The sequence below is a fragment of the uncultured Lamprocystis sp. genome (assembly GCF_903933125.1).
GTDB lineage: Bacteria > Pseudomonadota > Gammaproteobacteria > Chromatiales > Chromatiaceae > Thiodictyon.
Window position 1 is genome coordinate 1 of the sequence record NZ_CAIZIZ010000327.1, and the last position, 7,681, is coordinate 7,681.

The following is a 7,681-nucleotide window of genomic DNA, read 5'->3' on the forward strand; positions in this document are numbered from 1 at the left end:
AGGTCCGCTGTGCGGACCGACGACCGCTGGTGATCATCCGGTCAAAGCGCAGCGCAGCGATACAACAGTTCATGTGCGATCCGCATCGGGTCACCTTGCGTCACATCCAGGATGGTCCGCGCCAGCAACTCGATCTGCTCAGGCGGATGTCCATCAGGCAGACCCCAGTAGGTCAGCCAGTTCAGCACGTCGCTGTAGTTCCAAGTGGTCAATTCGATCTCCAACAAGCGTTCGGGTCGGAAGTCATCGACACGGCAGCAGTCGACCGCGGCCAGCGCCGCTTCGGGCACCGTACCGCCGAACAGCAGCAAGGCGACAATAGTGACGGTGCCATGTAATTTCGGCGCCGCCAACGCCAGGTCCGCCAGCAACTGGCGCCAGAACGCAGCGACCATCCACTGCACGGCCTCAGGGTCACCCAACAGGTATTCGCAGCAACCAATCTCAATCAAGACCACGTTCCTAGCCTGCAACGAACGGCACAGGGCCGCGGTCACCAGGCCGACCTGCGCGGGAACCTGGAGGCCAAGCGTGGGGTCAAGGTGACCGGCAAGACCGCGCAGCACCGCGCCGACATCGGCATGGTCACCCGTTCCGAGATGGACCGGAAAATGGCGGAATTTGCCCTCACGGGTCGCTGCTCGCAGAATTTCCTCCACACATTTTGCGCAAAGACGGCCATTGCGTTCGCTGGAACGCTGAATCATCACCAGGCCCGCGCGCGCGGGATCCAGCTCAGCGTCAAGCAGTGCTCGTATCCACTGCCTCAATTGCTTGAAGTCGATGTGGTGCAAATCCCTCTCCAAGAGCGCGTCGACCCGTGCGCAGTCGCGTCCAGGATCGGATAACCCCGTACCCGCGGGCAAGGCCAACTCGAGTTTCGCAATCTGCTCGTCGATCTGTTTCATCCGGGCGCCGATCTGATCGGCTTGTTGCTCGGCCTTTACCCGGGTAACGTCATCAGCCGCGAGGGCCGACTGGATCAGTGCGGCTTCGTACTGCGGCACCAGTAATTGCTGGCACTTTTCGAGCGCTTCACGCCGGCTCGCGCGACTGTCCAAGATCACTGCGCGCCCCCTCGATTCCTTTTCAGTGCGTGTTTCAGTCGCTGCATGTCGCGCTCGACCTTGTCGGCCTGTTGCTGCGCCTTGACCTGAGTGACCGCGTCAACCGCGGTGACGCTTTGCTCGATTGCCGCTTCATACTGCGCCTGGAGCATCGCCAGCAACGGATGGGGCGGGTCGGCCGGAGGGTCACCGACGACCGGCGTGTCGTCCTCCATCTGCAACAGCCGCCCGCCGTCGCCCTGACTTGAGCGCAGATAGAGCACCGGGCGGTACCACTCATCCGGAAACCGTGGTTTCATCCTGAGATGCACTTGATGCAGCGCTTCGACCAGCGACAGACCGGCACCCAGGGCCGCGTAGAGAGAACCGGCAAATGACTCGGCCGCCCCGGTCTCCAGCGGGAAGGGCGAGGCGATGACGGCCGGAACCAGGTCCATCAGCCGCTGCGCCAGACCGTTGAACACATCCGCGCCGCGCCGCCCGGCCGCGGACTTGCAGGCAGTGAGCACGACCAGACGCAGATCGCCGGCGAGTTTGAGGGTGTCGCTCACGCCGTCAATCCCGACCCAATCGGGTTCGCCGGTAGCGGGATCGGTGAAGGCCAGCAGGCCCTCGGGGGGACCGTGGCGCCGGAAGCCGCAGTCGGCCCGGCCGCAGGGCGTGTCGTCCAGACCATGCGAGATGCCGCGACACTGTTCGCAGCGCCAGCCGAAGTCGCCATGCCCGGCAAAGTGCAGGATGGTCGGGGTCGCGCCCAGGGCGAGCAGGGCCTCCTGGAGACCCTCAAGGCTCGCGGGGTCGAGGGCCTGGATCGGCATCCGGGCGGCACCGGCGGTGCCGGCCAGACCGGCGGCGATGCGGGCGCGGTCCTGGAGAACGAGCGGGGGCAGATCCTTTGGTTCGCTGTGCAGCACCAGGACCTGCAGCCGGGGAGCGGGCGGCGGAAGTCCGGCCGCCTGTTCGTAGCGAATGTAGCGGCCAACCAGGAGGTCGCCCTGGGGCAGTCGGTAACCGTGCAGCAGTTCCCAGGGCAGGCGGAACAGCGTCAGGTCGGTCGGCCATAGCTCCAGACGCAGATAGAGCAATGGGCGCTCCCGCTCCGCCTTGGCGCGTTGGACGGCGAACAGCGCCTGGATCGGTGCCGCGAGCGGGTCGAGCAGCAGGTGTACCAACCAGCCCTGCACCTGCGCGCGCAGGCGTTCACGGTGGAGGTCTTGCCCGCTCAGGGCGGCCGGACCGGGCGGATTGGACGGCTGCCGTAACAGGCCCCAGCCCCCGAGACGCGCGATCTCCGGCGCGGTGAAGTCAGCCCGCGGATGCGCACTGTGGTTCAGTTCGAGCGCACGCTCGCAGAGCGCGAGGTCGTCCGCGGTGAAGGGCAGCGGGAGCGGACCCGCCGGGCCCTCGCCGCCGTCCGGCAAACGGAAGCACAGCCTGAGTTCCCACCGGGTGGCGTCCAGTTCGAGCGTAATCGCCAGCACCGACGCGTCCATGCCGTATCCCGCTTCAGGCACGCTCACCGCTGCCGCGCGTGCCGCCGCGCACGATCGCCCGCGCCGCCGCTTCATCGAGGCCCTGGCGTTGCTCGGGCGCGAGACGCGCGAGATAGTCGGCCTTGCCGAGCAGCGGCGACAGTTTGATGGTGATGCCCTGGGTGAGTTCACTGCCGACCGTGGTCTTGCTGTCGATGCCGGCATCGGCCTTGAGACCGAGCACCGCGAGGCTCAGCCCCGCCTTGCCGCCCTCGGCCTTGTTGCGCTGCACCACAACCTGCGCCGTGACCTCCACGGCATCGATGAAGAACAACGGGTTGCGTTCGCTGTTCGGGTCGACCGGGGCAAGCAGGTCGGCCTTGATCTGTTCAATCAGTTCGGACAAAGAGATCATCTCGATCGATTTGTTCATAGGTCTCCGGTGACAGTCGCCAATCCATTCTGCTGAGGAACAGTCGATGATGATACTCGCCCGACATCGCGCGGCAAACCCACGGCCGCGGTGTGGGTGCGGTCCGCTGTGAGGTGGTCGCAGATGCGCGTCGGACGTGATCACCGGACGTCGGGGCGGGTTTCAAACCCGCCCCTACAAGCCCGCCGCGCAGCGGTTAATCGAGGATGTCATCGATGGTGTCGGCGCTGAGCACCCGCTCGGACCACGCGAGCAGGGTGTCGGCATCGGCGTCGCTGATGCGCTGTTGGACTTCGGGTGACAGGCAGCCGAACTTGAGGGTGAGTTGCCGCAGTAGGACCCGGGCTTCGCCGCGTTCTTCGGCCATGCGTTCAATGCTCATGACATAGGACATTTTATTTTTCTCCTCAATACCTTAGGATGCGGTGAGGAACGGACACCCTGGGCCGGACGGGGCATTCGCCCCGTCCGAAACGTTTTCCCCGAACCTACCGGTTCCAATCAACGCCCGGCCACGAATCAAACGTTCGGGACGGGGCGAATGCCCCGTCCCGCCGCGGCTGATGGGACATACCCCCGTTCTCGCTCGTCAGTTCGCCGCGCAGTTCAAGTTCAAGGGCCGGAGGCAGCCGCAGCATCCAGTCGATGAAGCGCAGCAGGGCCAGGACGTCGTCGCGTCCATAATTCAGCGATTCAAAATTTGGGCGGCATCACGCAACCCCTGGTGGATGCGGCGCGCGCGACCGCCGTGCCGGGGCCGTGACACCGAGCAGCGCGCCTGATCCACCCTACGACTTCCGGCAAACCCACGGCCGCGGTGTGGGTGCGGTCCACGGTGATGGGGTCGCAGATGCGCGTCGGACGTGATTACCGGGCATCGGGGCGGGTTTCAAACCCGCCCCTACAAAGAGCCCGTAGGATGCGCCGCGGACCGGACCGAGCCGACCCGCGGCGACAGCTGGCCCGTCAGTATTTCACCGAACAACCATAGGGCCGGGTCACCGCGGCGGCAACCGGCTTGCCGGCGGCCAGGTCGGCGAGCGCGGCGCGGACATGGTTCTTGGCGCCGGGGATATCCGTCTGGCTGCTGGTCGGACGGTCGTCGATGCCGCCCATATAGACCAGGGTGCCGGTGGCGTCGATTACGTACATGTGGGGCGTGGTCTGGGCGCCGTAGGCCTGGCCCATGGTGCCCGTGGGGTCGAGCAGGACGGCGGAGGGGGCGGCATCGCGGGTCTTGGTGAGCCCGTCGGCCTCGGCCGGGCTGACGTTGCCTTGCTTGCCGGGCGCCGAGGAGATGACCGACAGCCAGAGCACGCCCTGACCGGTCGCCTCCTTCTGGAGCGCCTGCATGTTGCCGCTGTCATAGTGTTTGCGCACATAGGGGCAGTCGTGGTTCGTCCACTCCAGGACGACGGTCTTGCCGGCCACCGCCGGGAGATCCCAGGTCTTGCCGGCGGTATCGGTGACGCTGAAGGCGGGTGCCGGCTGACCGACCTCCGGCTTGGCGCTGACGGCGGGTGCGACCAGCACGGCGGCGAGTGCCAGGACGGCGAGCCACGGGGTTTTGATGGTGAAGATGGGACGGGACGCGCGCATGGACATCACTCCTCTGGTTGGGATTGGTTTGGCGGAATCGTGGGGGACAGGGCCGCGACGACGCTGGCCGGGGTCAGGATCTGGGGCAGGACGCGCGGTGCCTCACCGGGCGGATAGAACACGTACAGCGGCACGCCGTTGCGTCCGAAGCCGGCCAGATAGTCGGTGATGGCGGCGTCCCGATTGGTCCAGTCGCCCTTGAGATACAGCACCTGGCCGCGGGCGAAGGCGGCGGCGACGGCCGCGGTGTCGAGCGCCACCCGCTCGTTGACCAGACAGGTGATGCACCAGGCGGCCGTCATGTTGACGAACACCGGGCGGCCCTCGGCGCGCGCCGCGGCCAGTCGCTCCGGAGTATAGGACTCACTCACCAGACCATTGGCATGGGTGCTGCCGCCAGCCGCGGACGGCGCGACCGGGATTGAATGCGCGGTCAACACCGCCAGCCACAGGGCGACGGCCAGCGCCGCCAGGGCGGCGGCACCGCCCGCCAGGCGTCGGCGGTCGGCCCCCAGGGCGGTGCGCTCGCGCAGCCAGAGTCCGAAGGACAGCATCAGCAGTCCCGTGAGCACCAGCGCGACGCCGGTCGGTCCGGTCTGCACGCTCAGCACCCAGATCAGCCAGGCGGCGGTGGCGAACATCGGAAAGGCCAGCAACTGTTTGAGTGTGTCCATCCAGGCGCCCGGCCGCGGCAGCCGCCGGGCCAGGAAGGGCACCGCGGACACCAGCAGGAAGGGCGCCGCCAAGCCCAGCCCCAGGCTGAGCAGGATCGCGAGCGCCGGCAGCCAGGGCAAGGTCACGGCATATCCCAGGGCCGCGCCCATGAAGGGTGCGGTGCAGGGGGCGGCGACCAGCGCCGCCAGCGCGCCGGTCCAGAAGGCCTCGGCCAGACCGTGCCCGCGACCGCCCGGCAGCGTACCCCCGGCAAGCCCCATCAAGCGGCCGCCCAGCGTCACGGCGCCGGCCAGACTCAGGCCCAGCACCAGGAAGAGATAAGCCAGACCGGCAACCACCGGCGGATACTGCAACTGGAAGCCCCAGCCGACGGCCGCGCCCCCGGCACGCAGGGCCAGCAGCAGCCCGGCGATCAGGCCGAAGAACACCAGCACGCCCGCGGTATAGGCCAGCCCCTGCCCCACCCGCGCGGCGGTGCTCAATCCGCCCTGCTGCGCCAGACCCAAGGCTTTGATGGCAAGCACCGGAAAGACGCAGGGCATCAGATTCAGGATGAGTCCGCCGAGGAAAGCCATGCCCAGGGCCAGCGCCAGGCCGAGCGGCGGCGCCGCGTCGGTCGGCGCCACGGACGGCACTGTCAGACTGAGCGCAAACGACTGCATCCGGCCGTCATCCGCACGCGTGACCAGCACGCCGTCCGGGTCCGCCTGGCCGGATGCGGCCCCAGGCGTCAGGTCGATCAGCAGGCGCCCCGCATCCTCACGCCAGGGCTGCGGCGCGGCATGGTCGATCAGGCCCCAGACGCCGGGGAAGTACCAGACCTCGGCCGGGCGCGGGCCTGTCCAGGGGACGCTCAGCCGCAGTCCGCCGCTGGCCGCGGCGGGTGGAATGTCCAGAACAGCGCCGGCGATGGTCCCCGTCGGTAGTCCGGCGCGGGCCGCGGCAAAGGGTTCCGCGCTCGCGGGGTCCGTCAGCCCAGGCACAGCCGCGGTCGGCAGCGTCAGATCCAGCAACGCCGACTCCGGCACGCAGAATTCCTCGCAGACCAGCCACTGCGCCGCCGCCCGCAACGCCAGCGGTTCGCCGACCGGCCAGTCCGCGGGCACCTGGATGGTCACCGGATGCAAGGCCCGGCCCGAATACCCGTAGTTCGCCAGCGGTCCGACCCGGATCAGTTCCGGGTAGGGAAAGCCCAGCGGACCGGCCGTCACCCCGGCGGGCAGCGTCCACTCCACCCGCGGCGCCTCGCCCGAATCACCGGGATTGCGCCAGTAGGTATGCCAGTGCGGGCGGATCTCGAGTACCAGCAGCAACTCGGCCGGCTGGCCCGGCGCCGCGCTCTGGCGCTCGGCGAGCAGCCGCGCGGTCACATGCTCGGTCGTGACCGGGTTGGCCCAGGCGAACCAGGGCAGGAACAACAGGATGAGGAGCAGCGGCATTGGCGGCGAATCGACAACACGGGGAGCGGCAAGTCCACCCAAGCTGGCGACCGCGGCCGGCCAGGTCAAGGGACGCCTTAAGTGATTTCCGGGAAAAGACCTACCAATATGTAGGGGCGATTTCAATCGCCCCTACAGCCCCCTGCGGATCTTGCTGCACCCGCGCAACAGACCGGAGGTCGAGGCTTCAGCCGGACGCGGCACCGCCGCCCGCTAAAGCGTCGGCCTCCGGTCGCGTCGCCCGGGTCCCCGGAGGTTGATCTCGCGCGGTACGAAGTGCTTCGGAAATCGGCTCAGCCCTCGGACGTCCCGGCCCGCACGGCCGCGGATGCGAGATCGCCCCGATCGACTTCGACGGACGCGCTCTGTTCACCAATGGTCAGGGTGATGCCCTGGTCGGGCAAATTGGGAAAGGCGTCGACACCGCTGACGGGCCGCCGGATGGTGCGGGGCTCACCCGCGGCGTCCAGGACCGGTGCGCCGTTGCTCTCCAGCAGGGGTTCGTTGACCCAATAGACGAAGTGGGTGTCACTGACCGCCTTGTGCTCGAGATACTGTGAGACCGCGGATTCGATCACCGGGACAGCGGCCACCAGCGACACGGCAATCGCGGTCGCACTCACGCTTTCCACCAGCCCCTGAGCGGGCTCGGCGGGGTCGCTCGGCGGCACCGCATGCCAGTCGACCACCACGCCGATCTCGGCGAAGCTCAGTGCCTCCCGCAAGCTGATCCGATTGTTGAGCCTGGCTTTGAGCCCAGGCGAAAACTCGACGTAAATCCGTTGCGCGATATCCATAGTCTTGCCTCTGCACTGCAAAGCGGGTTGAAAAATGCCGATGCGCATCGCATGGCCCGAACCTTCCTCAGGGGGCGGTGAGTGGCCGCCAAGGCTAACGGCCATCATATGGGACATCAAGCCACCCCGGAAGATGAAAGTCCGCCGTGGGAGCGGCGTCCCGCCGCGATGGGGCCGGGCGCGTAACCCGACCGTGCGG

Annotated in this window: 7 protein-coding genes; all 7 read right to left on the reverse strand. The window is 67.7% G+C overall.

Features of this window, described 5'->3' with window-relative positions; genetic code table 11:
- Nucleotides 1-41: 41 nt before the first annotated feature.
- Complete coding sequence (locus QZY03_RS17025) at nt 42-1,067, reverse strand: hypothetical protein (protein WP_295583136.1); 1,026 nt, start codon at nt 1,065-1,067, stop codon at nt 42-44.
- The gene (locus QZY03_RS17030) at nt 1,064-2,587 is read right to left on the reverse strand and encodes a CHAT domain-containing protein (RefSeq protein WP_295583138.1); all 1,524 of its coding nucleotides are present in this window, start codon (nt 2,585-2,587) and stop codon (nt 1,064-1,066) included. Before QZY03_RS17030 ends, QZY03_RS17025 begins: the two co-directional genes overlap by 4 nt.
- Nucleotides 2,574-2,972 (reverse strand): trypco2 family protein, encoded by a 399-nt coding sequence (locus QZY03_RS17035; RefSeq protein ID WP_295583140.1) that lies wholly within the window; start codon nt 2,970-2,972, stop codon nt 2,574-2,576. The genes QZY03_RS17030 and QZY03_RS17035 overlap by 14 nt, the downstream gene beginning before the upstream one ends.
- 196 nt (nt 2,973-3,168) lie before the next feature.
- Complete coding sequence (locus QZY03_RS17040) at nt 3,169-3,366, reverse strand: DUF4351 domain-containing protein (protein ID WP_295583142.1); 198 nt, start codon at nt 3,364-3,366, stop codon at nt 3,169-3,171.
- 572 nt (nt 3,367-3,938) lie between these two features.
- Complete coding sequence (locus QZY03_RS17045; protein WP_363169804.1) at nt 3,939-4,571, reverse strand: thioredoxin family protein; 633 nt, start codon at nt 4,569-4,571, stop codon at nt 3,939-3,941.
- Nucleotides 4,572-4,576: 5 nt separating this feature from the next.
- Nucleotides 4,577-6,685: a thioredoxin family protein gene (locus tag QZY03_RS17050; RefSeq protein WP_295583146.1), complete on the reverse strand. Its 2,109-nt coding sequence runs from the start codon at nt 6,683-6,685 to the stop codon at nt 4,577-4,579.
- Between the two features lie 293 nt (nt 6,686-6,978).
- A complete protein-coding gene (locus QZY03_RS17055) occupies nt 6,979-7,482 on the reverse strand; it encodes a hypothetical protein (RefSeq protein WP_295583148.1) in 504 nt (167 codons plus the stop codon).
- Between the last annotated feature and the right edge of the window lie 199 nt (nt 7,483-7,681).

Coding starts and splice junctions, on each gene's coding strand:
- QZY03_RS17040 (WP_295583142.1), bottom strand. CDS start 3,366: ATGTCCTATGTCATGAGCATTGAACGCATGGCCGAAGAACGCGGCGAA.
- QZY03_RS17045 (WP_363169804.1), bottom strand. CDS start 4,571: ATGCGCGCGTCCCGTCCCATCTTCACCATCAAAACCCCGTGGCTCGCC.
- QZY03_RS17055 (WP_295583148.1), bottom strand. CDS start 7,482: ATGGATATCGCGCAACGGATTTACGTCGAGTTTTCGCCTGGGCTCAAA.
- QZY03_RS17050 (WP_295583146.1), bottom strand. CDS start 6,685: ATGCCGCTGCTCCTCATCCTGTTGTTCCTGCCCTGGTTCGCCTGGGCC.
- QZY03_RS17035 (WP_295583140.1), bottom strand. CDS start 2,972: ATGAACAAATCGATCGAGATGATCTCTTTGTCCGAACTGATTGAACAG.